Raw genomic sequence first — 24,049 nt, 5'->3', positions numbered from 1 at the left:
GACCCTCGATGAGTGACACCGCCCCCGTGGCCCTGATCACCGGCAGCGCGCGCCGGATCGGCGCGGCCATCGCCCGCCAGTTCCACGCCTGTGGCTGGTCGGTGGTGCTGCACGCCCATACCTCCAGCGCCGAACTGCAGCAGGCCGCCTTCAACCTGGACAACGAGCGCCCCGGCAGCGTGCTGGCGTTGCAGGCCGACCTGCGCGACGCCGACGCCCTGGCCGATCTGGTCGAGCAGGCAGTGACCCACTTCGGCCGCCTCGATGCGCTGGTCAACAACGCCTCCAACTTCTTCCCCACCCCGCTCGGCCAGGTCACCGCCGAGGCGATGGACGAGCTGTACGCGGTCAACGCGCGCGCACCGCTGCTGCTGGCCCAGGCCGCCGCGCCGTACCTGCGCCGCCAGCACGGCTGCATCGTCAACCTGACCGACCTGCACGGCACCGACCCGATGCCCAACCACATCGCCTACACGATGGCCAAGGCGGCGCTGGAGATGGCGACCCGCTCGCTGGCGCTGGAACTGGCGCCGAAGGTGCGGGTGAATGCAGTGGCGCCCGGTGCGATCCTGTGGCCGGAACAGGGCAAGGACGATTTCGCCCGCGAGGCGCTGCTGGCGCGCACGCCGCTGGCGCGGATCGGCACGGTGGAGGAAATCGCCGAAGCGGTGTACTGGCTGGCGGCCGAGGCCAGCTTCGTCACCGGCCACACCCTGCGCGTGGATGGTGGGCGTACGGTGAGTTGATCGTTCAGCCACCCATGGGGTGGCTCTACTGTAGAGCCACCCCATGGGTGGCTGCGTCGGGTCAATCCAGCGCGTCGGGGTCCAGCTCGACCGTCTCGAACGCTTCGCCATGCTGCTTGTGTGCGCGCCACAGCGTGGCCAGGTCCAGGCCGCTGACCGGATCGATGAAATCCGGGGCGATATCAGCCAGCGGCTTCAGCACGAAGGCATGCTTCAGTTCCGGGCGCGGAATGCGCAGATGGCCGGGGCCTTCCACCACCAGGTCGCCATAGAACACCACGTCGACGTCCAGGGTCCGGTCGGAGAAACGCGGACCGCTGCGGTCACGACCGTGCGCATCTTCCAGCGCATGCAGCCAGTCATCCAGTTCCTGCAGCGGCAGGTCGGTCTCGATGGCAACGCCATTGTTGAGGAAGGCCGGACCCTCGAAACCGACGGCGGCGGTACGGTAGGCGGCAGACACCTGCAGCGCACCAAAGCGCTCGCGCAGGGCCGCCACCGCAGCATGGAGGTAGCGGCGGGGGTGGACGTTGCTGCCCAGGCTCAGGAGCACGGTGGTCATGCGGTTCCGGTGACGGCAATCAGGTGGAGCGCGGGCATGCCATCGTCACAACGGCCTGCCTACAATCCGGGACGCATATGATAGGGCACCTGATAGGGCACCGACATGACCTATTGCGTTGGAATCGAGGTGGACGAGGGCCTGGTCTTCGCCGCCGACACCCGCACCAATGCCGCGCTGGACGATGTCCGCGTGCACCGCAAACTGCACGTGTTCGAATATCCCGGCCAGGCCGCCTACGTGGTGATGGCCGCCGGCAACCTGGCCACGACCCAGCTGCTGGTGTCGCGGCTGAAGCGCGATGCCGAGGAGCGGCGCACGCCGAACCTGCGCGACATGGCCCATCTGTTCGAGGCTGCGGCCTACGTCGGCTCCCTGCTGGTGGACAGCCAGGTGCAGAGCCAGCACACCGAACACGGCCATGACGGGGTGAACACCCAGGCGACGCTGATCTTCGGCGGGCAGATTGCCGGCGAACAGCCCGGCCTGTACATGGTCTACCCACTGGGCAACGCCATCGCCGCCTCGCCGGAGACACCCTATCTGCAGATCGGTGAATCCAAGTACGGCAAGCCGATCCTGGACCGCATCCTGACCCCGTCCACGCGCCTGGAGGATGCCGCACGCACCGCGATCGTGTCCCTGGATTCCACCATCCGCTCCAACCTGTCGGTGGGCCTGCCAGTCGACCTGGCGCTGCTGCGCGCCGGCGAACTGCGGATCAGCCAGCAGCTGCGGCTGGGCGCCGATTCAGCGCTGTACGCCGACATCCATCAGAACTGGTCGCGGCGGCTGGAACAGGCGGTGGAAAGCCTGCCGCGGTTTCCGTGGGAAACGACGGATCGCACGGGCTGAAACGCCGCCGCTGCACACCTGTAGAGCCGAGCCCATGCTCGGTAGACGCAGCCGATGCAGACAGCAGCCGAGCACGGGCTCGGCGCTACAGCGTTCCCTCGACGTCAGCCCAGTGCGTCGGCCACCGCGCGGAACACCTGCTGCATCTGCAGCGGCTTACGCAGCAGGTGCACCTCGATGCCGGCGGGGAACACATCTACCGGCATTTCCCCGGCAGCGTCTTCCAGCACCAGCGCTGGACCGCGGTAGCCGAGCGTGGCCATCTCGCCCAGCAGCTGGCTGGCCGACAACAGCTTGGAGCCGGCATCGGCGATCACCAGCGCCGGCATCGCCTCCTGTTGCATCCAGCGCAGCGCGGCCGGGCCATCGGAGGCCAGCTGCAGCTGATAGCCCTGGCTGGACAGCGCATTACCCAGCAGCGACAGGCGGGTGGCTTCACCATCGACCACCAGGATCGACTGGCCACTGCCCAGCGCCACCAGTTGTTCGATCGGCTCACCGCCCTCGGCGCTGGCATGCATCGGCAAGCGCAGCTCGAAGCAGGTGCCCTGCCCCAGCTGGCTGTTGACGTGGATGCTGCCACCGGCGCCTTCAACGATGCGCTTGCAGGAAATCAGGCCCAGCCCGGTGCCATCGGCCTTGGTGGTGAAGAACGGATTGAACAGATGCGACAGCGTGTCCGCATCCATGCCGGTGCCTTCATCGACCACCGCGATGCGCAGCCAGTCCTCGCCATCGCGCTGGCCACCATGGCTGGCGGTCAGGCTCAGGTTGCCACCATGGGGCATCGCCTGGATCGCGTTGAGCGCCAGGTTCAACAACACCTGCTGCAGCTCGGTGTAGTTGGCATCGACCACCAGCCCCTCATCCTCGACCACCAGATCCAGGCGGACGCCATCGGGCACGTTGCTGCGCAACAGCAGCGCCACGGCCTGGAACAGGTCATCGATGTGGATGCGCTCGCTGGCCTTGCGCGACCCGCGCACGAACGACAGCATCGATTCGGCCATCTCATGGCCGCGGCGACCGCACTCGGCGATCACGTCGGCCAGGTGGTGCAGTTGCGGATCTTCGGTACGCGCCTTCAGCAGGTCCGGCATGATCAGCAGCGGCTGCAGGATGTTGCGCAGATCGTGACTCAGACCCGCCGCCAGCAATGACAGGCTTTCCAGCCGCTGCGCGCGCATCAGCTCGGTTTCCACCCGCGAGCGCTCGATGGCGCTGCGTGCCTCACGCACCGCGCGCGCCACGGCCGACGGCAGGCGTGCCGGCTGGTGCTTGATGATGTAATCGTTGGCGCCCTTCTGCAGGGCCGCCACCGCATTCTCTTCGCCCATGGTGCCGGAGACGAAGATGAAGGGCACTTCCGGCAACGCGTCGCGCACGATGCGCAGCGCGTCGTCGCCGGAGAAGCCTGGCATGCTCAGGTCGGACAGCACGATGTCCGGCTGGAAGCGTGCCAGCGCATGGCGCAGGTCGTCCGCACTCTCGACACGCTCGAACGTGGCCTCAAGGCCTGCATCGAGCATCTGTTCGGACATCAGCTCGGCATCCTCGGGGGAATCTTCCACCAGCAGGATGCGTAGGGCGCCGAGCGCGGGACCGGTCAGGGGCATGGGCCTACTCGATCTCCGGAGCCTGGTTGATCAGTGCCCAGAACTTGCCCAGGGTCTGCACGGCGCCGAAGAACTGGTCCACGTCCACCGGCTTGACCACATACGCGTTCACGCCCATGTCCCAGCTGCGGGCCAGGTCGCTTTCCTCGCGCGAGGAGGACAGGATCACCACCGGCAACCGCTTCAGCTCATCGTGTTCGCGGATCTGCCGCAGCACTTCCAGGCCATCCATGCGCGGCATCTTGATGTCCAGCAGCAGCACCGCCGGCAGGCCTTCCTCGCGGCTGGCGAAGGCGCCACGGCGCAGCAGGTAATCCATCACTTCCACGCCGTCTTCGACGTGCACGATGGGATTGGCCAGCCGCGCTTCCTGCAGCGCATCGATCGCCATTTCGGCGTCGGCCGGGCTGTCTTCGGCAAGGAGGATGGTGCGCAGCGTCGTCATGCGATGGGGCCCTGTTTGTCCGCGTCGAGCACGGGGGGAAGATAGAAGTGGAAGGTGGCGCCGGCATCCGGTGCGGCTTCGGCCCAGATGCGGCCGCCATGGCGGGTCAGCACCCTGCGTACGCTGGCCAGGCCGATACCGGTGCCGGGATAGTCGCTGGCCTTGTGCAGGCGCTGGAAAACGCCGAACAACTTGCCGGCGTAGGCCATGTCAAAGCCTGCACCATTGTCGCTGACCGTGAACTGATGACCGCCATCGGGCTGCTGCTGGTAGTCCACGCGGACCTTCGCCGGCTCGCGGTTGGCCGAGTATTTCACCGCGTTGCCCAGCAGGTTCAGCCAGACCTGGCGCAGCATGTTTTCGTCGCCCACCACGATCGGCAGCGGCGCGATGCTCCACTCCACCTGATGGGCATGGCCGCTGCTCTCGGCTTCGCTCTGCACGTTCGCGTCGAGCATCGCGCGCGTATCGGCCACCAGCGACTGCATGTCCACGGTCTGTTGGCGCATCGCTGCGCGGCCCAGCCGCGAATAGACCAGCAGGTCGTCGATCAACGTGGCCATGCGCCGCGCTGATCCGGAGATCACCCCAAGGTAGTGCTGGCTCTTCTCGTCGGCCGCCTCGCCCAGATGGCGCGACAGCTTGTCCGAGAAACCGGCGACATGGCGCAGCGGCGCACGCAGGTCGTGCGACACCGAGTAGCTGAACGCTTCCAGCTCGCGGTTGACCTCCGAAACCTGGGCGACCTTGCCTTCCAGCTGCCGGTTCAACTCTTCGACGCGTGTCTGCACCGCACGCTGCACGGTCACATCGCTGACGGTCAGCAGCACCACTTCATCGTCGGTGTCAGGCAGCGGCATGCGCCGCGCGTTGAGCAGCATGTAGCGGGACATGCCGTCGACGGTGCGTTGTTCGTGTTCGAAATCCCACAGTTCGCGACCCCGCAGCAATACGTCGGCCAGACGCTGGCGAACCACCGGGTCACGCCATGCGCCGTCGCCTACGTTCTCCAGCAGCAGGCCATCGGCGCGCTCATCCTGCAACCCGTACAACTCGGAAAACGCGGGATTGTGCAGCTGCACGCGCAGCTCGCGATCCAGCAGCACGATCGGTTCACGCACGGTCTGCAGCACCGATGCCGCGCGCGCAGCGGCGCGCTGCGACTGTCGTTCAGCCTGCAGGCGGCGGCCAATCTGTCGTTGCAGCAGCCACAGCACCAGGCCGAGCAGCGCCAGCTGTACCAGCAGCGAGCTCCACGAGACGAAGTTGGTCTGCCGCTTCTGTCGCTCCGCCTGGGCGGCGCGCTGGGCCAGCAGCGCTTCCTCGCTGGCCTGCAGTTCTTCCACCAGGCCGCGGATCGGATAGCGCGTGCTCAGGTCCTGCACCAGCTCGCGCTGGTCACTGTTGGGCTCGGACTTCGCCAGTTCACGCGCAACCCCCATACGGCCTTCCAGCATCGACTGGATGCGGCCGATGCGGATCAGCTGGTCGGGATTGTCGCGGGTCATCCGGCCCAGTTCAGCCAGGCGCTCGGGGATGTCGTTGGCCTTGGCCATGCGCTCGCGCAGGCCCGGCGCATCCACGCCCTTGGACAGCGTCAACGCAGCCGATTCGATGTCGCGCACGTCGGTCTGCAGCTGCTGCAGGGCTACGGTCACCTGCTGGGTATGGGTCACCCAGCCCATCGCCAGCTCGTTGTCCTGCTGCAGTTTGCGCAGGGTCAACCACGGGACCACGATGATGGCTGCCGCTGCCAGTGCCAAAGCAGGCAGTCGCCAGCGATCCCAGATGTCATCACTGAAAACCAGCGCCATAGTTCCTCGTCAGCTCAGCCGGGGAGAGCGATCCGGGCAGGATCAGCCACGGCGGAACCGGCAATATAGCGCAGCCGGTCACATCTCTGGGGTAATGGGTCGTTCGGCGGGGCGCCCATCCGCAGGCATCGCGCAGGCCCGACGCTACAAAAACAGGGGCGCCCCCGTGGGAGCGCCCCTGCTGGCAACCTGCGCTGAAGGTCAGCGCTTCTTGGCGGCACTGACCTTCAGCGCGGCGGCATCAACGCGGGTCACGCCCTTGATGCCCTTGGCGGTGGCGATGGCCTTGTCATGCTCGGCCTTGGTAGCGACGGTGCCGCTCAGGCTGACCACGCCGTTGACCGTCTCCACCTTCACTTCGGTACCCGGCACATTGCTGCTGGCGAGCAGATCGGCCTTGACCTTGGTGGTGATCCAGCTGTCGGTGACCGGCTCGTTGGAATCATGGCGGTCGGCATGGGTCATCGCCGAATGATCGGTTTTCGGCGGGCTCTTCGCTGCGGCGTCCTGGGCGAATGCGGCCGAGGAGGACAGCGCCAGGCCCAAGGTGAGGGCGGAAGCCAACAGCGTACGGGTCGTGGTGCTCATCGTGTGGTTCTCCTACTGGTTGGTGCGCCCAGTGTCGCCAAGTGCTTGTAGTGCAGGCGTGGCGCTGCGGTCATGCTCACGTGAATGGGCATACCTGCAGCGGGAACGGTTCAGCTTCCGGGCGCGCAGTCATCTCGTTTACCCTGAGGTTCCTGTCCTGTACTTTCCGATCCGCGCGGAGTCTTCCCATGCGCCCCGAGCTGCAACTGGCCCTGATCGGCTACGGCCTGGCCGGCCGTGTCTTCCACGCCCCGCTGATCCAGCACACGCCGGGGCTGGCCCTGCACAGTGTCGTCAGTTCGCAGCGCGATACGCTGCTGCGCACCTTCAGCGACGTCCACGTACGCGCTACCGCGCAGGAGGTCTTCGATGACCCTGCGGTGGATGCGGTGGTGATTGCCACGCCGAACGAACAGCACGCGCCGTTGGCCATCGCCGCGCTGGCCGCCGGCAAGCATGTGCTGGTGGATAAACCATTCGCGGTGACCGTGGACGAAGCCGAGCAGGTGCTGGCCGCAGCGCGCAGCGCCGGACGCATCGCCACCGTGTTCCAGAACCGGCGGTTCGATGCGGACTTCCTGACCCTGCAGGCGCTGCTTGCCGACGGCACGCTCGGCGACATCGCCGAATGCCACGCCCATTTCGACCGCTACCGCCCGCAGGTGCGCGAACGCTGGCGCGAGCAGGAGGGGCCGGGCAGCGGCCTGTGGTACGACCTGGGGCCGCACCTGCTGGACCAGATGCTGGTGCTGTTCGGCTGTCCGCAGGCGATCGATGCGGACCTTGCCGTGCAGCGCGAAGGCGGCAGCGGCGTCGACTATTTTCATGCGGTGCTGCACTACCCGCGCCATCGCGCGATCGTGCACGCCGGTTCACTGGTCGCTGCGCCTGCCCCCCGTTTCGCGGTGCATGGCACGCGTGCCAGCTGGATCAAGCATGGCCTGGACGTGCAGGAGGCGCAGCTGCGTCGCGGCGTTGCGCCAGGCGCGCCGGGCTGGGGCATCGATCCGCGCCACGGCGAACTGCTGCACTGCGATGCGGAGGACAACGTGCAGCGCAGCACCGTGGACAACCTGCCCGGTGATTACCGGCGCCTGTATGCCGACTTCGCAGCGGCGATGCGGGGCGAGGGTGAGCCGACGGTCAGCGCGCAGCAGGCGTTGCAGGTGATGCGGTTGCTGCAGGCGGGGATGGACAGCGCGCGCGAAGGGCGGCGGGTGCGGTTGGGGTGATCGGCAGGGCTGCGCCCTGCACCTGCCGAGGCAACAGCAACGTCAACGTCAACGGCAAAAGCTGGGCTGCTGAGGGATGGCGGGGTGGGTCCGGTTGCGGGGGACGCTGCAAGTACGTCCATGTAAGCTCGGTCGCCGCATCCATGCGGCTCACGCCCCCGCAACCGGACCCACCCCGCCTTCAACAGTTTCTCGCGATCTGCCGGGGTCGGATCACGTTGCTTGGCAACGGGCTCTGACCCCATGCGTGACCCATGCGGACGGACGATGGCTGACAGTAGATCCACGCCATGCGTGGATGACGTCGAAACGATCAAAGAAGGCTTTCAGTTACGGGGTCAGAGCCCTTTCCTGCGGAAAGGGATCCGACCCCGGCGCCGGTACTTACGACTTCTTGATGGCGTGGCCGCCGAATTCGTTGCGCATCGCTGACAGCAGGCGGTCGGTGAACGAGTTCGACTCGCGCGAACGCAGGCGTTCGAGCAGCGACAGGGTGATCACCGGTGCCGGTACGTCCAGCGCAATCGCTTCGGCGACGGTCCAGCGGCCTTCACCGGAATCCTCCACGTACGGTGCGATGCCATCCAGCGAGGGGTTGCGCTTGAGGGCTTCGGTGCTCAGGTCCAGCAGCCACGAACGCACCACGCTGCCGTGTCGCCACACCTCGGCCACCTGCGCCAGGTCCAGTTCCATCTCCTGCTTGCGCTCCATCAGCGCGAAGCCTTCGGCGTAGGCCTGCATCATTCCGTATTCGATGCCGTTGTGAACCATCTTGGTGAAGTGGCCTGCGCCGGACGGGCCAACGCGCGCCCAGCCGCGGTCCTCGGCCGGTGCCAGCGTGCGCAGCAGCGGTGCGATCTGTTCGACCACCGCGGCATCGCCACCCACCATCAGGCTGTAGCCTTCCTGCAGGCCCCACACGCCGCCGCTGGTGCCGCAGTCCACGTAGCCCAGGTCATCTTCGGCCAGCGCCTTGGCGCGACGGATCGAGTCCTGGTAGTTGGAGTTGCCACCGTCGATGACGATGTCACCTTCGGCCAGGTGCGGGCTCAACTGCCCCAGCGTCTGGTCCACGGTCTCGCCGGCCGGCACCATCAGCCACACCACGCGCGGCACCGGCAGCGCGGCCACTGCGGCGGCCAGCGAATCCACCACTTCCAGGCCGGCCTCGGCGGCGCGCTGGCGGGCGCCCTCGCCCGGGTCGTAGCCAACCACGCGGTGGCCGCCGCGGTGCAGGCGCTGGGCCATGTTGGCGCCCATGCGGCCGAGGCCGATCATTGCAATATCCATTGTTTCACCTTCAGTTGTTGTCGGAAGTCAGGCTGCCTGGCCGGCCGGTCGTCGCGCAGTGGCGCAGCTGCGCCTCGCGCCAACGCCGGTAGAGCGTGGTATGCAGATTGTGCAACGCCAGGTCGATGGAAAACGGCGTGCGCGGATTGCGGTCGAGCAGGCGGATGATGTGATAGCCGACAGGACGTATACCGCGTGGGTGCACGTAGATCACGAACTGCTGGTAGAACGCATCGTCCAGCAACTGGTCCATCTGCTGCACGACGTCGCGATAGCGCGGGGCCAGCTGCGCACGCAGGGCCGGATCGCGCTCGTACAGCAGCCGCTCGAAATAGCGTTGGCCGACACGCGGAATGCCCTGCGCCAACTGCCACAGGGCACGATTGCGCTGGTCGTACCAGGCCAGGCCGCCGTGTTCTGCCAAGGCCCGCGCGGCCCCCTCGCCCACCGCCACCACGACGAAGTTCTCCGCCTGGTTGCTGAGGTCGTCCAGCGTGCCTTTGTCGAATACGTGTTCGATGAAGCCGGGCAATCCGACGAATGCCTGCCGCCCCATCGCCGACGTGCGCACGGCCTTGCCGTCGGCCAGGAACTGGCCAGCCTGTGCGCCCAGCAGGATGCTGTCGGTGTCGTGCAGACCCAGGAAGGTGCCGATGGACAGCTCCCCCGGCGCGAATTCCGCATCGAAGGCCGCATCGCCGTACAGCTCGCGCTGCGTAGCCAGCTGCGCGACCTGACGGCCGACACCGCACTCGGCACGCACCCGGCCGGTGTAGAACGCATCCAGTGCGCGGCTGTTGCTGGCGGCCGGCACATAGCCGCGGCCGAAGCTGCGTACCCGCTGCCATCCCTGTGCCGGAGCACCGCGAGCGCCAAAGCCGATCCAGCCCAGCTGCACACCGGTGAAGCGGAAGGACTCATTGTCCTGCAGTGCCTGCGTGGCCCGTTGTACGGCCGCGCCCAGTTCGAAGGCGTAGGCGCAGACCGTGGCCGGATCGTCCAGCAGCTGCTGCAACAGGGCCTGGCGGTCCGCATCGGCCAACGTCTCCGGCAAGCGCACGCGTAGATCGCCGGCGGCCTGCGCTTCGGCCAGCGAGGCTCGCGTACAGACCGGCCCGCCCCGCACCTGCGGTGTGCTGATGGCTGCAGTTTCAAAGCGCCAGCCCAACCGCTGCAGCAGGCCTTGGCGGCACTCGGCCGTAACGGCCAGCGCGCTCAAGGGCCAGCCCAGCAGCAGGGCCCACGCCATCACCCTGCCGCGCACGTTCAGCCCTGGTCCGTTGCTGCCGGCGCGGGTTCGGGCTCAGGCCCGGCAGGAGGCGGCGACGCGGCCGGTTGTGGTTGCGGTTGCGGTTCTGCTTTCGCTGCCGCCGGCAGGTACTGCTGCAGGCGCTGGAAGAAGCGCCGATAGAATTCGGCATCGGTGATCGTGCTGCTGGCCACTTTCACCAGCGAGTCGTCATTGCTGCCGAACGGCAGCGACACCGAGCCCAGCGCGCCCACGCCGACACTGGCCGAGGTCGGGCTCTTCTTCAGCGCATAGCGGTCCTGCACGGCGCTGACGAACACCAGCGCCTGGCTGCCACGCGGCGCACACGAGATACGCAGCACCAGTTGTTCGTGGTCATCTTCGCGCGGCTGGAAATTCTTGTTGCCTTCCACCTGCGCGTCGTCCGACCGTGCGATGGCATAGCCCTGGCTGAGCAACGTGCGCCGTGCCGCCTCGCAGGCGTCGGCCGGGCGCCCATCGACGGTGCGCGAGAAGGTGTCGCCGGAGTCAAAGGACTCCCGCAGCAGACTGCTGTCGGCAGCGCGGCCACCGCACGCGGTCAATGCCAGGGCACTGGTGGCGGCCAACAGGGAAGCGGAGAGGAGGGAGGCCCGCATGGGTACTCCTGCAAAGACGGTAGCCCCGAGGGTAGCCCCCTGCCCGTGTGCGCCGGGTCGATGCTGCTTGGCCCGGCCGCCACCGTTGCTCCCGGTTCATGCAAAAAGGGGACGGAGGGGTTTAAGTCGCTTGTGGCACCAACGACGTAAACCCCTCCGCCCCCTCCTCAGTCAATCAGTCTGCCCAGCGGCCTGCGGCGGTGGACTGCGGCAGCACCTGTGCCGACAGCGGGCGGTCGGCCTCCAGCAGGTTCACCGCGTCGGCCAGGATCGAGGCCGATTCACGCAGCAGCGGGTCCGGGCGCTTCTCGGCGGCCTTCTCGCGGGCGGCATCCTTGACGATGTCGCGCTCGTTGCCGGTCAGGCCATCATCGCTGCTGTCATCGGCCAGCGGGTCCAGGGCCAGGCCCAGTTCCTTGCGCACGATCTGGCGCTGCTTGCGCTGGGTGTCCTGGCGCTCGCGCTCGGCACGACGGGTCGCTTCATTCAGCGAAACGTACTTCTTCGCCGCTTCGGTACGGAACTGCTCAACGTCCTCGTTCCACCACTGGAATTCCTTGTCGGTGGCGATGCGCGAGTCATGACGCGTTTCCAGCTTCGGCAGCAGCGGCGCGAAGTTGCCGTACTGGGTGTGCGGCACCGCGGCGATGCGGGTCCACGGCAGCGCATTGTCGTAGGTGCTTTCGCCGAATTCGGTGGCATCGACGCTGGCCGGGAACGCCAGGTCCGGCACCACGCCCTTGTGCTGGGTGCTGCTGCCGCTGATGCGGAAGAACTGGGCGATGGTCAGCTTCACCTGGCCAAAGCGCTGGGCTTCGCCACTCGGCCAACGGTCCAGGTCGACGATGTTCTGCACGGTGCCCTTGCCGAAGCTGGTTTCACCGATGACCAGGCCGCGGCCGTAGTCCTGGATGGCACCGGCGAAGATCTCCGACGCCGACGCCGAACCACGGTTGATCAGCACGGCCAGCGGGCCGTCCCATGCCACGCCCTGGTTGCGGTCGCTGTTGACGGTGACACGGCCACCGGATTCGCGCACCTGCACCACCGGACCCTGTTCGATGAACAGGCCGGTCAGCTCGATCGCTTCATCCAGCGAACCACCACCGTTGTTGCGCAGGTCCAGCACCACGCCGTCCAGCTTGTCGGTCTTGAAACCGGCCAGCAGCTTGGCCACGTCGCGGGTGGCCGACGCATAGTCGGCGGCGTTGCGACGACGGCCTTCGAAGTCCTGGTAGAAGGTCGGCAGCTTGATCACGCCGACCTTGCGCGCCGGCTCGCCATTGGCGGCCGGGATGGTCATGGTCTCGCCCTTGGCGGCCTGTTCGGCCAGGCGCACCTTCTGCCGGGTCAGCACCAGGGTGTGGTGCTTGCCGTCGACGCCGGCTTCGGCAGGAATGAATTCCAGCTTGACGTCGGTGTCCTTGGCGCCACGGATCTTGGCCACCACATCATCGATGCGCCAGCCGATCACATCTTCCACCAGCCCGGACTTGCCCTGGCCGACACCGACGATGCGGTCACCCGGCTTCAGCGTGCCGTCCACGGCCGCCGGACCACCGGCGATGATCTCGCGGATCACCACCACATCGTCCTGGCGCTGCAGCTGCGCGCCGATACCTTCCAGCGACAGCGACATCGCCTGGTTGAAGTTCTCGGCGGTACGCGGGGTGAAGTAATCCGTGTGCGGATCAACCGCGCTGGTGTAGGCATTCATGAAGAACTGGAAGGTGTCTTCGCCCTTCAGTTCGTTGACCGACTTTTCCAGGGTGGCGTAACGCTTGTCCAGCGTCTTGCGGATGTCATCGGACTTCTTGCCGGCCAGCTTCAGGCGCAGCCAGTCGTTCTTCACCGACTTGCGCCACAGCTCGTCGAGTTCGGCATTGGAAGCGGCCCACGGCACCTCCTTGCGGTCGTACTCGAAGCGCTCATCGGTGGTGAAATCCGGTTCCTGCTTGAGCAGCTTGCGCGCATAGGCCACACGCTCGCCGACGCGCTGCTTGTAGACCGCGAACACCTGGAACGCCGGCTCCAGTTCGCCGCCGCGGATGGCATTGGCAATGCCGGCCTGGAACGGTGCGAAGCGGGTGATGTCGGCCTGGGTGAAGTACTGCTTGCCGCCGTCCAGCGTCTCCAGGTAGCGCTTGAACACATCCTTGGAGGTGGCTTCATCGAGCGCACGCGGGCGGTAGGCGTAGCGGCTGTCGGACAACAGGCCGTACACCAGCTTGGAGGTGGTCACCTGATCGGCGGTGGCGGCAGCCGGCAACGCCGGCGAATCGGCCTTGGCCGCGAGCGCCAGCGGCGCTACCAGCGCCAGGGCCATCAGGAATGCGGGGGCTTTGAATTTCATTGACGTGCTCGAAGGCGCCTTGCCAAGGGGGAGACTGCAGGGTGTTCAGACACCGCGACAGTGCCGAAAGTTGCCGGGTTTGTCACCCGCCCACGTTCGGTGGAAAGCCAGCCTAGCGGGGCCGGTGTAGCAAATTGTGAATGCATGTAGAGCCGAGCCCATGCTCGGCTGACCGGCAGCAAGCAGCCGAGCATGGGCTCGGCTCTACGGCAGGCAGAGGTGTGCGGACCAACGGTCCGCACCCACAGGAGAAGCAGCTCCCACCCATCAGCAGGGTGTCAGGAAACGCCGGCGCCCTTGGCCTGCACGTCGGCGTGGTACGACGAGCGCACCATCGGGCCGGAGGCCACGTGGCTGAAGCCCAGCTCGTAACCGTAGACTTCCAGCGCCTTGTAATCGTCCGGCGTCCAGTACTTCAGCACCGGATGGTGATGCGCGGTCGGCTGCAGGTACTGGCCGATGGTGATCATGTCCACGTTGTGCGCACGCAGGTCGCGCATGGTGGCCTTGATCTGTTCGAAGTCTTCGCCCAGGCCCAGCATGATGCCCGACTTGGTCGGCACGTCAGGGTGCTGCGCCTTGAAGTTCTTCAGCAGGTTCAACGACCACTGGTAGTCGGCGCCCGGGCGCACGTTGCGGTACAGGTCCGGGACGGTTTCGATGTTGTGGTTGAACACGTCCGGCGGGTTCTGCGCCAGGATCTCCAGCGCGCGCTCCATGCGGCCCTTGCCACGGAAGTCCGGGGTCAGCACTTCGATCCGGGTGCCGGGCGACTTCTCGCGGATGGCGGTGATGCAGTCGACGAAGTGCTGGGCACCGCCGTCGCGCAGGTCATCGCGGTCGACGCTGGTCACCACCACGTACTTCAGACCCATGTCGGCCACGGTCTGGCCGAGGCTGGCCGGCTCGTTGGCATCGGGCGGCTTCGGCCGGCCGTGGGCCACGTCGCAGAACGAGCAGCGACGGGTGCAGACCTCGCCCAGGATCATGAAGGTGGCGGTGCCGTGGCCGAAGCATTCGTGGATGTTCGGGCAGCTGGCCTCTTCGCACACGGTCACCAGACGGTTCTCGCGCAGCTTGGCTTTCAGGTTCTGCACGGCATTGCCCGAAGGAATGCGCACGCGGATCCAGGAGGGCTTGCGCAGCACCGGCACGTCGGCGAACTGCACCGGCGAGCGGTTGATCTTGTCCCCACCCATCTGCTTGACCCCGGCCTGCAACGGCGCGGTGGACGGAAGCTCGGCCTGCACGATCTGCAGGGGAATGGTGCGGGCAGTGGTTTCAGTCATGGCGTTTCCGGGGGCGGTCAGGCGGCCGCAGAGAGATCAGGCAGTTCAGGCACGGGCTGCAGCAGCAGGCCGAACTGGCGGGCCAGGTGGTCCAGCAGCACCGGCTTGACGGCGTCCATCCCGGACGGACCGCCCAAGTCTAGCACCGTGGTCACCTGCAGCCCCTCGTAACCACAGGGGTTGATGCGGTGGAAAGGATCCAGGTCCATGGCCACGTTGAAGGCCAGGCCATGGAAGGTGCAGCCGCGACGCACGCGGATGCCGAGCGCGGCGATCTTGGCGCCGCCGACATAGACGCCCGGGGCGCCGTCGAGCCGTTCGGCACCTATGTTCCACTCGGCCAGGGTGTCGATGATGGCCTGCTCGATGCGGCACACGTAGTCGCGCACGCCGATGCCCAGCCGCGGCAGGCGCAGCAGTGGGTAGATCACGATCTGGCCGGGGCCGTGGTAGGTCACCTGGCCGCCGCGATCGACATGGACCACCGGGATCTCGCCCGGCGCCAGCACGTGCTCGACCTTGCCGGCCTGGCCCAGGGTGAACACCGGATCGTGCTCGACCACCCACAGCTCGTCGAGCGTGTCGTCGTCGCGCTGGTCGGTGAAACGCTGCATGGCGTGCCAGACCGGCTCGTAGGGCTGGCGCCCCAGGTCACGGACCACCGCCGGGCGCGGCGGACGCGCCTCGGGGGCCGCCGCTTCGGCAGGGCAGCTGACGGCTACACCGTCCACTTCACTTCCGGGTGGTCGCGCAGGGCCTGGTGGGCCACGTCGTACTGTTCGCGGTTCTCGGCCCGGAAGACCAGGCGCACCGAGACGTACTTGCCGTTGGACGAATGCTTCCAGCTGATGCGCTCGTTCACCACGTCGACGCCAGCAGCCAGCAGCAGGCGGGGGAGTTCATGCTCCAGGCCGCGGTTGGCCGGGCCCATCGCGCTGAGCTCGAACTGACCGGGGAACTGGAAGCCGTGTTCGGGATTGTCGGACTTGATTTCCATGCGCCCATTATCGGGCCGCAGGGCAACAAACCCAAGAGTATTCATAAAGCTCGGCGGCACCGCAGACGGGCCGCTGCGTTGCAGCTGAACATCCATTCAGCCTCGGACCCGGCTCCTACGGCCCTGCCCCGGGCCCGACGACGCCTGTCTGCGGTAACCAATTGTGTCGATCAGACAATGTTGTTTTCGGAACAGACAAGTGATTCCAGCGCGCTCGTTCCGTCACAGCGCCGGGAGTACCGTTTCGTTGCATAAAACGACAGACAAAAGCCCCCTTCCCGATGATCATCCCATCCATGCGCTACCTCGCATCCTTTGGATTGTCCGGCCTGCTGGCCACCGCCCTCCCCCTTTCCGCCCACGCAGCCGAGCAATGCGGCCCGGACGCGATGCGCGAGCATCCGCCGCAGGTCAATTTCCGCGTCGACAACGACCTGTTCGGCGGCCGCCACCAGGACCAGGGCTATACCAATGGCGCCCAGCTGACCCTGGTCTCGCCCAACCTGGTCGACTACACCGATGACCCGTGCCTGCCGCGCCTGGCGCGCTGGGTGAACAGCCACCTGGAAGCACTGCACCCGGGCAAGTTCGAACAGCAGAACATGATCTTCAGCCTGGCCCAGGGCATCTTCACCCCCACCGATCCGACCCGCAGCGACCTGATCAAGGATGACCGGCCGTATGCCGGGGTACTGCTGGTCAGTTTCGGCTTCAACGCACGCAGCGGCGATCGCCTGCAGACCACCCAGCTGTCGCTGGGCGTGGTCGGGCCGTGGGCGCAGGGCAAGCAGGTGCAGGACGCGGTGCACAGCGTGCTGGGCGATGAGAAGTTCAAGGGCTGGGACAACCAGCTGCACAACGAACCGGTGTTCATGCTGACCCACGAACGCATGCGCCGCTGGCCGGGCGATGCCAGCCTCAATGCCGACGGCTGGGGCTGGGATGCGATCAGCCACTACGGCGGTTCGATCGGCAACCTGGAAACCAAGGCAAACCTCGGCGGCGAAGTGCGCTTCGGCTGGAAGCTGCCGGACGATTTCGGCAGCACCCCGCTGCGCCCGGCCGGCGAGAACACCGCGCCGACCCGCGGCGGCAAGCCGTCCGGCTGGTCGTGGCACCTGTTCGCCACCACCGATGCGGCGTGGGTGATCCGCGATATCACCCTGGACGGCAACACCTTCCGCAACAGCCACAGCGTGGACAAGCGTCATGTGGTTGCGCAGGGCGGTTATGGCGTCGCGGTGATGCGTGGCCGCTGGAAGTTCGCGATGGCGCGCTACCACAGCACCCGCGAATTCGATGGCCAGCGCCAGTCGCCGGTGTTCGGCAGTTTCACCGTCAGCCGCTCGCTGTAAGCAATCGGGCTGGTAGTGCCGGCGGGATTCATGCGGAGCCGGCTCCCGAAACAGAAAAGGCCGGCATTCGCCGGCCTTTTCCGTTCACCGCAGCACGCTGCGGATCATTCCGATTCCCACCACATCCAGAAACTGTCCCACAGGCGCTTGAAGAAGCCGGCCTGCTCGACCGCAGCCACGGCCACCAGCGGCGCTTCGGCCACCAGCTTGCCATCCAGGGTGACCTTGACGGTGCCGATCTGCTGGCCGGCGGTGAACGGTGCTTCCAGGGTCTTGGGCACGTCGATGCTCGGCTTCAGGTCGTTGTAGCGACCGCGCGGCACGCTGACCAGCATCGGCTGGGCCACGCCCAGCTGCACCTTGTCGGTGGTGCCCTTCCAGACCTTGTGCTCGGCCACGGCCTTGCCCGGCTCGTACAGGCGGTGGGTTTCGAAGAAGCGGAAGCCCCAGTTCAACAGGGCCAGGCTGTCATCGGCGCGCTGCTTTTCCGACGCGCCGCCCAGCACCACGGCGACCAGACGCTGGTCACCGCGCTGGGCCGAGCTCATCAGGCAGTAGCCGGCTTCGGAAGTGTGGCCGGTCTTGATCCCGTCCACGCTGCCATCGCGCCACAACAGCAGGTTGCGGTTGGGCTGCTTGATGGTGCCGACCTGGAATTCCTTGATCTTGTTGTACGCGTAGGTTTCCGGGTAATCGCGCACCATCGCGCGGCCCAGCAGGGCCAGGTCGTAGGCGCTGCTGTGATGGCCCGGGGCGGTCAGGCCGTGGGCGTTCACGAAGTGCGAGTTCTTCATGCCGATCTTGGCGGCGTAGCTGTTCATCAGCGAAGCGAAGGCTTCTTCGCTGCCGGCCACGTGCTCGGCCAGGGCAATCGCGGCGTCATTGCCGGACTGGATCGCCATGCCCTTTTCCATGTCTTCCAGGCGTGCCGTCTGGTTGACCGGGAAGCCGCTGTAGCTGCCATCGGTGCCAGCGCCACCTTCGCGCCAGGCGCGTTCGCTCATCATCACCTGGTCGTCCGGACGGACCTTGCCGTTCTTGACCTCGGCGGCGATCACGTAGGACGTCATCACCTTGGTGATGCTGGCCGGGGCCAGCTGTTCGTTGATGTTCTCGCCTGCCAGCACCTGGCCGGTGGCGTAGTCCATCAGCACCCAGGCCTTGGACACGCTGGGTGCGGGCGCCGGCGGCGTGGCCACGGTGGCGGGGGCAGCAGCGGCAGCGGCAGGCGTCGGCGTGGCCGGGGTCGGCAGCGGCGTCTGGGCGGAGGCCAGGCCCACCACCAGGGTGGCGGCCAGGGCAGTGGCGGCGGAACGGAAATTCATGGGACAGCAGGCTCCAGGGGACGGCCGGAAAATGAAGGATGGGACAAGGTGGCCATTGTAAGGCCGGGGTGGCAAGGGCCGGCAGCACCGGCCCGGGCGGAATCAGTCCTTGACGATCTGTGGCGAGCCAAAGCCCAGACCCGAGATGCGCCCGGCGAGTTCCGCCGCGCTGGCATGGTCGCTGGCGGGAACCCGCAGGCGCCACAGGGTACGACCACCGGCAGCGATGTCGCTGATGGTGGCACCGACGATGCCGGCGGCGTTGAGCTGGCCCATCGCCCGGTTGGCGTTGTCGCGGTTGGAGAAGCTGGCAACCTGCAGCATCACCGCGCCCACTACCTTCTGCGACAGGCTGGGGCTGCTGGCCGGGGCCGGGCTGCGCGGCATGGCGGTGGCCACGACCGGCGCGGCGGGACGCGGCGCGGGTGCGCTGGGCGGCAGGCTGCTGACCGCCACCTCCGGCATCGTGCTGACGGCGGCCTGGGTCGTGGCCGGCTGGCCACGCGCCGGCGCCCCATCGGCAGGCAGGCGGTTGACCAGGCGATCGATGTCACTGTCGGCAACCGCGCGTGCGGCAGGTGCGGGGCGTGCGCTGGCGACGGCAGCAGTGGCCGCCGCCGCTTCAGCAGCACGGCGTTCGCGGCGCGACGGCTTCTGCGCCATCAGGTTGGTTTCACCCGGCTGCACCGCGCGCACTTCCACGTTGCCGGTACCGCGCTGGGTGATGCCCAGGCGCACGGCGGCGGCATAGCTGAGATCGACCACGCGGCCATCATGGAACGGACCACGATCATTGACGCGCACGATCACCGATTCGCCATTGTCCAGGTTGGTCACGCGGGCGAAGCTGGGCAGCGGCAAGGTCTTGTGCGCGGCGGTGAACTGGTACATGTCGTAGACCTCGCGGTTGGAGGTCAGGCGGCCGTGGAACTTGGCGCCGTAATACGAAGCGGTGCCACGTTCAACGTAGTTGCGGGTGTCGTCGAGCACCTTGTACTGCTTGCCCAGCACCACGTAGGGCGATTTGTTGCCGATCGCCGAGCGGTCTTCATTGGTGACCACCGGCTCGGGAATGCAGGCCACGTTGGGCACGTAACTGGGCGTGGTGTCTTTCACGCCGGGCTTGTACAGGCCGCCAGCGGTGTAGTTGCCACGGGTGGACAGGTCCTCGGTGGCGGCCGCATACGGCGAGCCCTCCGGACAATGCGCCGGACGCCCGCCCTTGCCCTGCACCACCGTGCCGGACGGCTTGCCACCGTGGCCGGCGGTCGCCGGCTTCTTCGGCGCGCTGCTGCAGGCGGCCAGCGCGAGGACGATCAATCCAGGGACCAGCCATCTGATGTTCATGCCGGGGGCAGCTCCTGTCCGGCAATGGCCTGCGACAACTGGAACACGGCCATCGCGTACATCTTCGAGAGGTTGTAACGGGTGATCGCGTAGTAGTTCTGGAAGCCCAGCCAGTACTGCTTGCCGGTGCTGCCTTCAAGCGTGATGGGGGTGGCGGTGGCGCCCGGCTGGACCGGTGCGCTCGGCTGGTAGCCGCGCTGGGCCAGATCGGACAGCGACCAGGTGGGCATCCACTCGGTCGGGTTGAACTCTTCGCGGCCGGCGGCGAGCGTGGCCGGCACGGCGACCTGGCCGCCGCGCACCCAACCGCCCTTCTTCACGAAGTAGTTGGCGATGGACGAGAACACGTCGTCGTAGCTGGTGAACAGGTCACGGCGGCCATCGCCGTTGCCGTCCACCGCGTAATCCAGATAGCTGGAGGGCATGAACTGGCCCATGCCCATCGCGCCGGCATAGCTGCCCTTGAGCGTGGTGATGTCCAGCTTTTCCTCGCGGCCGAGTTCGAACAGCTTGGCCAGTTCATCGCGGAAGAACAGCTCGCGGCGTACTTCGCGTTCCAGCTTGGCCGGGTCGCCACTGCGCGGGTAATAGAAGGCGAGCGTGTACAGCGCGTCGAGCACGCGATGGCTGCCGGCATTCTTGCCGTAGCTGGTTTCCACGCCGATGATCGCCACGATCACTTCAGCCGGCACACCGGTGCGCTGCTGCACACGGTCCAGTTCGGCGCGATGCTGGGCAAGAAACGCCTTGCCGCCATCGATGCGCGCCTTGCTGATGAACATCGGCCGGTATTCGTTCCACGGTTTGACCCGTTCGGCCGGCCGCGACATGGCGGCAATGATCGGCTGGCGCACCTGCGCCTGGTCGAGCACGTTGCGGATCTCATCGGGCTTCAGGCCGTAACGCTTGGCGGTATCGGCAATGAACCTGGCGCGCGCGGTTTCGAACGGCACCGGGGTGAGATCGACCGGCGCAGCCGTAGCGGCTGCCGCTTCCGGCGCGGCTTCGGCCGGGCCCTGAGGCTTGGCCGCCGGGTGGCGCGGCGTACTGCTGGCCTGGGGCGAAGTCGGAGGGGACGTCGGCTGGGTCGCACAGGCGACCAGGCCGAGAGTGAGCATGCAGGCCAGAGAACGTCGAATCATCACCGCAGGTTAGCAGGTCATGGATGAATTAAAACCCCTAAGACCATGAATCACAACGATTTGCTCGCGTTCAGCGAGAAATGTGAAGGCGTCGTGATTGACCTGCCCCATTCAGGCAGAGGTTGCCGGTTGCGTCCCCATCCCCGCAGACGCAACCGGCCGCCGGACCCGGTCGGTACCTGCGCGGCTGCCGCTCCCCAGTGGCAGTGCTCCGCGCTCCTTGTACCTGTTGGATCAGTACTGCTTTCCCGTCCGACGCCCCTCGCGCTGCATCAAAGACGGCGCGCCATGCCGAACGGGCCGCCATTGTGCAGGCCGATTGCGACAAGTCCATTGATCAGGATCAACGCGGCGTCAAAATGTGAATTGGCGCCCACTTTTAATGGAACTTCGTCAGCGGCGATGCTGCTGTGCGGCGTTGTGGGAACGATTACAGAAATGCGCTTGCGCAGATTCATGCGCGCATCGGCGGCGAAGGTCGGCGAACGGCGCAGCCCCTCGTGGGTGGCCGCGAAGCGATTCATGGGGAGGGCCGGGTAGATGGGCTGCGCAGGGGCCGCTGCAAGTACGTCCCTGTAAGCTCGGTCGCCGCATCCATGCGGCTCACGCCCCTGCGCAGCCCATCTACCCGGCCACGGACACGTTCCTGTGGCGTCCACCCACGCAAAGAGAAAAGAAGAGCGAAGAGCAACAGCGGGTCGCTTCGCTCTGAGCCGAGCGCGGGCTCGGCTCTACTGGAAGCGTGGGCAACCGGCCATGCTGCTTTTGCTTTTGATCTTTTTTCTTCTTGCGTGGGTGGACGCCGCAGGAAACTGTCGGAGGCCGGTCGGGTTGGGTTCGCGGGGGTGTCCGCGCCATGGATGGCGCGGCCAAGCCTCCATGGACGGATTCACGGCGTCCCCCGCGAACCCAACCCGCCCGGCCCAATCGATGAATCGCATTGAGCGGCCCACCCACGAGGGGCTGCGCCGTTGGCTGGAAACCTACGCGTGTACCGGCCGGTGCCCGCGCACCGCCATCACCAGACCGATGCCGGCCAGCAACGACACCGCCGAAGTGCCACCGTAGCTGATCAGCGGCATCGGAATGCCCACCACCGGCAGCAAGCCGGAAATCATCCCGCCGTTGACCAGCACGTAGACGAAGAACGCCAGGCCGAGACTGCCGGCCAGCAACCGCGCGTGCGTGTCGCGTGCCTGCACCGCGATCGACAGGCAGCGCCAGACCACGAACAGATACAAGGCGAACACCGTCACCACGCCGATCCAGCCGAATTCCTCGGCCAATACCGAGAACGCGAAATCGGTGGTGTACTCCGGCAGGAAATCCAATGTCGCCTGTGTGCCGTGGCCCCAGCCACGACCCTGCAGGCCACCCGAGCCGATGGCGATGCGCGATTGCAGGATGTTCCAACCGGTGCCCAACGGATCAGCCGCCGGATCCAGGAAGGTCAGCACACGGTTCTTCTGGTACTGCCGCAGCAGCCCGAACCACGCCAGCGGCGCCGCCACCGACACCGCACTCAGGCCGGCCATCACCCAGCGCCACTGCAGGCCAGCCAGCAGCAATGCAAACACGCCACTGGCCGTCACCAGGGTGGCGGTACCGAGATTGGGCTGCATCAGGATCAGCACCGCTGGCACCCCGATCAACACCGCTGCCGTCAGCACCGTGCGCGGCGATGGCGGCAGCGGCTGACGGTGCAGATACCAGGCCATCATCAACGGCAGACTGAGTTTGAGCAGCTCCGAGGGCTGCAGATAGAACACGCCAAGGTTGAGCCAGCGTTGCCCGTATTTACCGGTACCGATCACATACACCGCCATCAACGGCAGCATCGACAGCGCATAGATGGCAGGTGTCCACGCGCGCAGGCGCAGCAGCGAGACCCGCGACAGCAGCCACATCGCTAGCAGACCCATCGCAAAGCGCATCGCCTGCCCCGCCACCGGTCCGTTCACGCTGTGCAGCACCGCAAGGCCTGCACCCATCAGGATCAACAACGCGACCAGCAACGGCAGATCGATCGTGCGCACTACCTCACGGCAGCCGCCAAGCATTCGTTTCCATTTCACCCGTGGCACGGTAGCAACCGGCGCTTTCGTGAAGCTGTCAGCGCTGTTTGTCGCTATCGACACCGCGCGTGGCAGATGCCTTTGGCCTGCGGATTTTCCGGGTTTCAAACAATTCTGATTGGAGCCGCAAGGGCCCCGTGCACATCATGTAGTGCCACCGACAACGGGTGGCACGGGACTCCAATCCCGAAGGACAGACAGTTGTTTACGCTTGCCGGCCGGCGTCGCCCTTTCCTTGTTGGGTGGCGTCGGCTGGCAATCCGTCCGTGCGTCTTTGGCGGGCGGTGCGTGGAGGGCCTCGTGCCCGCCGGAACTGTCTGTCCCCGGTATTGGAGCCACGCATCGTCCGCCACCCTCGCATGCACGCGGGGTGGCCCTTGCCCACCGCACAAGGATGCCGCCATGTCCGCTTCCACCTACCCGTACCTGTTCGCGACCTTGGGCGAGGCCGCCCACCAGCTGCCGGACGACATCGCCCGCGCACTGGAAACCACGCTCACCGCCACGCAGGCCGCCAACAGTCCAGGCAGCCCTACCCTGCTGGACTGCCTGCAGCGCATCCGCCAGGTGGAAGCCGCCGACGGCCAGCCGTGGCCACACAAGGGGCGAACACAGGCGCAGTGCATGGCGATGGCGCGCATCGACCGCGCCAATGCCGGGCTGACCTTCCTGCTGGAACTGCTGCATGCCAGCGAACGCGTGCGCGTGGACGGCGACGACACGCAGCACCTGGGCGACGACGCCCGCGAAGGGCTGCTGCTGGCCTGCAGAGGCCTGTCGGAATATGTGGATGTGCAGCTGCAGGCCGCGTGATGCGTGCATTCCTGAAGAGCCGAGCATGGCTCGGCACTACAAAGAGCGAAGCGACCCGCTTCTGCTCTGCTTTATTTCTCTTTGCGTGGGTGGCCACCGCAGGAAACTGTCGGGGCCGGGCGGGGTGGGTTCGCGGGGGTGTCCGCGGCATGGATGCCGCGGCCAAGCCCCCAGGGTGAAGTGACCCCCGAGAGTTGGACGCCAGATCCAACCCCGAGGGATACATGAACAGGTACGAAGCTCGATTCAAACTGCAGGTCGCCAAAGAGGCCTGCAAGACCTCCACGTCGGTCAAAGCCATCGCCCGACACCACGGTT

22 protein-coding genes are annotated in these 24,049 nt (G+C 66.6%); 5 read left to right on the top strand and 17 right to left on the bottom strand.

The annotated features are described in order from the left end of the window. Window positions 1-8 precede the first annotated feature (8 nt). Entirely contained in the window at window positions 9-746 is a 738-nt protein-coding gene (locus CR919_RS16460; protein ID WP_099820925.1) for a pteridine reductase, read from the top strand. 61 nt (window positions 747-807) lie between these two features. On the opposite strand, the gene folK is transcribed toward CR919_RS16460, so the two are convergent. After that, window positions 808-1,308: a 2-amino-4-hydroxy-6-hydroxymethyldihydropteridine diphosphokinase gene (gene folK / locus CR919_RS16455; protein WP_099820924.1), complete on the bottom strand. Its 501-nt coding sequence runs from the start codon at window positions 1,306-1,308 to the stop codon at window positions 808-810. A gap of 105 nt (window positions 1,309-1,413) precedes the next feature. Here folK and CR919_RS16450 point away from each other — a divergent pair, with 105 nt between their 5' ends. Further along, window positions 1,414-2,163: a 20S proteasome subunit A/B gene (locus CR919_RS16450; RefSeq protein ID WP_099820923.1), complete on the top strand. Its 750-nt coding sequence runs from the start codon at window positions 1,414-1,416 to the stop codon at window positions 2,161-2,163. 104 nt (window positions 2,164-2,267) lie between these two features. On the opposite strand, the gene CR919_RS16445 is transcribed toward CR919_RS16450, so the two are convergent. The 4 genes from CR919_RS16445 to CR919_RS16430 all read right to left on the bottom strand — a co-directional run bounded on the left by CR919_RS16445 (window position 2,268) and on the right by CR919_RS16430 (window position 6,626). Then, on the bottom strand, window positions 2,268-3,779 hold the full coding sequence (locus CR919_RS16445) for a hybrid sensor histidine kinase/response regulator (protein ID WP_099820922.1): 1,512 nt from the start codon (window positions 3,777-3,779) through the stop codon (window positions 2,268-2,270). Between the two features lie 4 nt (window positions 3,780-3,783). Then, window positions 3,784-4,224: a response regulator gene (locus tag CR919_RS16440; RefSeq protein WP_025878695.1), complete on the bottom strand. Its 441-nt coding sequence runs from the start codon at window positions 4,222-4,224 to the stop codon at window positions 3,784-3,786. Further along, window positions 4,221-6,038 carry an ATP-binding protein gene (locus CR919_RS16435; protein WP_099820921.1) on the bottom strand — a complete coding sequence of 606 codons (1,818 nt, stop codon included), beginning with the start codon at window positions 6,036-6,038 and terminating at the stop codon, window positions 4,221-4,223. Before CR919_RS16435 ends, CR919_RS16440 begins: the two co-directional genes overlap by 4 nt. 201 nt (window positions 6,039-6,239) lie before the next feature. Further along, window positions 6,240-6,626: a BON domain-containing protein gene (locus CR919_RS16430; RefSeq protein ID WP_099820920.1), complete on the bottom strand. Its 387-nt coding sequence runs from the start codon at window positions 6,624-6,626 to the stop codon at window positions 6,240-6,242. A gap of 188 nt (window positions 6,627-6,814) precedes the next feature. Here CR919_RS16430 and CR919_RS16425 point away from each other — a divergent pair, with 188 nt between their 5' ends. Beyond that, window positions 6,815-7,858, top strand: a complete 1,044-nt coding sequence (locus tag CR919_RS16425) for an oxidoreductase (RefSeq protein WP_099820919.1) — start codon at window positions 6,815-6,817, stop codon at window positions 7,856-7,858. A 384-nt stretch (window positions 7,859-8,242) separates the two neighbouring features. Here CR919_RS16425 and gnd read toward each other — a convergent pair whose 3' ends face one another. The 7 genes from gnd to CR919_RS16385 form a co-directional block, all read right to left on the bottom strand. Continuing rightward, window positions 8,243-9,148, bottom strand: coding sequence for a phosphogluconate dehydrogenase (NAD(+)-dependent, decarboxylating) (gene gnd / locus CR919_RS16415; RefSeq protein ID WP_099820918.1), 906 nt, complete (start codon window positions 9,146-9,148; stop codon window positions 8,243-8,245). A gap of 10 nt (window positions 9,149-9,158) precedes the next feature. Beyond that, window positions 9,159-10,397 (bottom strand): hypothetical protein, encoded by a 1,239-nt coding sequence (locus tag CR919_RS16410; RefSeq protein ID WP_099820917.1) that lies wholly within the window; start codon window positions 10,395-10,397, stop codon window positions 9,159-9,161. Between the two features lie 17 nt (window positions 10,398-10,414). Further along, the gene (locus tag CR919_RS16405) at window positions 10,415-11,035 is read right to left on the bottom strand and encodes a DUF2242 domain-containing protein (protein ID WP_099820916.1); all 621 of its coding nucleotides are present in this window, start codon (window positions 11,033-11,035) and stop codon (window positions 10,415-10,417) included. A gap of 175 nt (window positions 11,036-11,210) precedes the next feature. Further along, a complete protein-coding gene (locus CR919_RS16400; protein ID WP_099820915.1) occupies window positions 11,211-13,388 on the bottom strand; it encodes a carboxy terminal-processing peptidase in 2,178 nt (725 codons plus the stop codon). Window positions 13,389-13,666: 278 nt separating this feature from the next. Beyond that, window positions 13,667-14,677, bottom strand: coding sequence for a lipoyl synthase (gene lipA, locus CR919_RS16395; protein WP_033832023.1), 1,011 nt, complete (start codon window positions 14,675-14,677; stop codon window positions 13,667-13,669). Between the two features lie 17 nt (window positions 14,678-14,694). Beyond that, window positions 14,695-15,339 carry a lipoyl(octanoyl) transferase LipB gene (gene lipB, locus CR919_RS16390; protein ID WP_236511563.1) on the bottom strand — a complete coding sequence of 215 codons (645 nt, stop codon included), beginning with the start codon at window positions 15,337-15,339 and terminating at the stop codon, window positions 14,695-14,697. 56 nt (window positions 15,340-15,395) lie between these two features. Next, entirely contained in the window at window positions 15,396-15,674 is a 279-nt protein-coding gene (locus CR919_RS16385; RefSeq protein WP_032975372.1) for a YbeD family protein, read from the bottom strand. Between the two features lie 281 nt (window positions 15,675-15,955). Between CR919_RS16385 and CR919_RS16380 the strand changes: the two genes are divergently transcribed. Further along, on the top strand, window positions 15,956-17,029 hold the full coding sequence (locus tag CR919_RS16380) for a lipid A deacylase LpxR family protein (RefSeq protein WP_099820913.1): 1,074 nt from the start codon (window positions 15,956-15,958) through the stop codon (window positions 17,027-17,029). 104 nt (window positions 17,030-17,133) lie between these two features. Here CR919_RS16380 and CR919_RS16375 read toward each other — a convergent pair whose 3' ends face one another. The 5 genes from CR919_RS16375 to rodA form a co-directional block, all read right to left on the bottom strand. Continuing rightward, entirely contained in the window at window positions 17,134-18,354 is a 1,221-nt protein-coding gene (locus tag CR919_RS16375) for a D-alanyl-D-alanine carboxypeptidase family protein (protein ID WP_099820912.1), read from the bottom strand. A 102-nt stretch (window positions 18,355-18,456) separates the two neighbouring features. Continuing rightward, window positions 18,457-19,701, bottom strand: coding sequence for a septal ring lytic transglycosylase RlpA family protein (locus tag CR919_RS16370; protein ID WP_099820911.1), 1,245 nt, complete (start codon window positions 19,699-19,701; stop codon window positions 18,457-18,459). After that, entirely contained in the window at window positions 19,698-20,843 is a 1,146-nt protein-coding gene (mltB, locus tag CR919_RS16365; protein WP_099820910.1) for a lytic murein transglycosylase B, read from the bottom strand. The genes CR919_RS16370 and mltB overlap by 4 nt, the downstream gene beginning before the upstream one ends. A gap of 272 nt (window positions 20,844-21,115) precedes the next feature. Beyond that, window positions 21,116-21,367, bottom strand: a complete 252-nt coding sequence (locus CR919_RS16360) for a hypothetical protein (protein WP_099820909.1) — start codon at window positions 21,365-21,367, stop codon at window positions 21,116-21,118. A 459-nt stretch (window positions 21,368-21,826) separates the two neighbouring features. Beyond that, entirely contained in the window at window positions 21,827-22,903 is a 1,077-nt protein-coding gene (gene rodA, locus CR919_RS16355; RefSeq protein WP_207761046.1) for a rod shape-determining protein RodA, read from the bottom strand. Between the two features lie 417 nt (window positions 22,904-23,320). Here rodA and CR919_RS16350 point away from each other — a divergent pair, with 417 nt between their 5' ends. After that, window positions 23,321-23,731 (top strand): hypothetical protein, encoded by a 411-nt coding sequence (locus CR919_RS16350; protein WP_099820907.1) that lies wholly within the window; start codon window positions 23,321-23,323, stop codon window positions 23,729-23,731. Window positions 23,732-24,049: the final 318 nt, after the last annotated feature.

Origin of the sequence: Stenotrophomonas sp. LMG 10879, assembly GCF_002750935.1 — a bacterium.
Lineage (GTDB): Bacteria > Pseudomonadota > Gammaproteobacteria > Xanthomonadales > Xanthomonadaceae > Stenotrophomonas > Stenotrophomonas lactitubi_B.
The sequence above is the reverse complement of the archived record's forward strand: the minus strand, read 5'-3'. Positions and strand labels throughout refer to the sequence as shown.

Bases quoted from the DNA above. Each gene is read 5' to 3' on its own strand.
- CR919_RS16460 (WP_099820925.1), top strand. From the start codon at position 9: ATGAGTGACACCGCCCCCGTGGCCCTGATCACCGGCAGCGCGCGCCGG.
- folK (WP_099820924.1), bottom strand. From the start codon at position 1,308: ATGACCACCGTGCTCCTGAGCCTGGGCAGCAACGTCCACCCCCGCCGC.
- CR919_RS16450 (WP_099820923.1), top strand. From the start codon at position 1,414: ATGACCTATTGCGTTGGAATCGAGGTGGACGAGGGCCTGGTCTTCGCC.
- CR919_RS16445 (WP_099820922.1), bottom strand. From the start codon at position 3,779: ATGCCCCTGACCGGTCCCGCGCTCGGCGCCCTACGCATCCTGCTGGTG.
- CR919_RS16440 (WP_025878695.1), bottom strand. From the start codon at position 4,224: ATGACGACGCTGCGCACCATCCTCCTTGCCGAAGACAGCCCGGCCGAC.
- CR919_RS16435 (WP_099820921.1), bottom strand. From the start codon at position 6,038: ATGGCGCTGGTTTTCAGTGATGACATCTGGGATCGCTGGCGACTGCCT.
- CR919_RS16430 (WP_099820920.1), bottom strand. From the start codon at position 6,626: ATGAGCACCACGACCCGTACGCTGTTGGCTTCCGCCCTCACCTTGGGC.
- CR919_RS16425 (WP_099820919.1), top strand. From the start codon at position 6,815: ATGCGCCCCGAGCTGCAACTGGCCCTGATCGGCTACGGCCTGGCCGGC.
- gnd (WP_099820918.1), bottom strand. From the start codon at position 9,148: ATGGATATTGCAATGATCGGCCTCGGCCGCATGGGCGCCAACATGGCC.
- CR919_RS16410 (WP_099820917.1), bottom strand. From the start codon at position 10,397: ATGGCGTGGGCCCTGCTGCTGGGCTGGCCCTTGAGCGCGCTGGCCGTT.
- CR919_RS16405 (WP_099820916.1), bottom strand. From the start codon at position 11,035: ATGCGGGCCTCCCTCCTCTCCGCTTCCCTGTTGGCCGCCACCAGTGCC.
- CR919_RS16400 (WP_099820915.1), bottom strand. From the start codon at position 13,388: ATGAAATTCAAAGCCCCCGCATTCCTGATGGCCCTGGCGCTGGTAGCG.
- lipA (WP_033832023.1), bottom strand. From the start codon at position 14,677: ATGACTGAAACCACTGCCCGCACCATTCCCCTGCAGATCGTGCAGGCC.
- CR919_RS16385 (WP_032975372.1), bottom strand. From the start codon at position 15,674: ATGGAAATCAAGTCCGACAATCCCGAACACGGCTTCCAGTTCCCCGGT.
- CR919_RS16380 (WP_099820913.1), top strand. From the start codon at position 15,956: ATGATCATCCCATCCATGCGCTACCTCGCATCCTTTGGATTGTCCGGC.
- CR919_RS16375 (WP_099820912.1), bottom strand. From the start codon at position 18,354: ATGAATTTCCGTTCCGCCGCCACTGCCCTGGCCGCCACCCTGGTGGTG.
- CR919_RS16370 (WP_099820911.1), bottom strand. From the start codon at position 19,701: ATGAACATCAGATGGCTGGTCCCTGGATTGATCGTCCTCGCGCTGGCC.
- mltB (WP_099820910.1), bottom strand. From the start codon at position 20,843: ATGATTCGACGTTCTCTGGCCTGCATGCTCACTCTCGGCCTGGTCGCC.
- CR919_RS16360 (WP_099820909.1), bottom strand. From the start codon at position 21,367: ATGAATCGCTTCGCGGCCACCCACGAGGGGCTGCGCCGTTCGCCGACC.
- rodA (WP_207761046.1), bottom strand. From the start codon at position 22,903: ATGCTTGGCGGCTGCCGTGAGGTAGTGCGCACGATCGATCTGCCGTTG.
- CR919_RS16350 (WP_099820907.1), top strand. From the start codon at position 23,321: ATGTCCGCTTCCACCTACCCGTACCTGTTCGCGACCTTGGGCGAGGCC.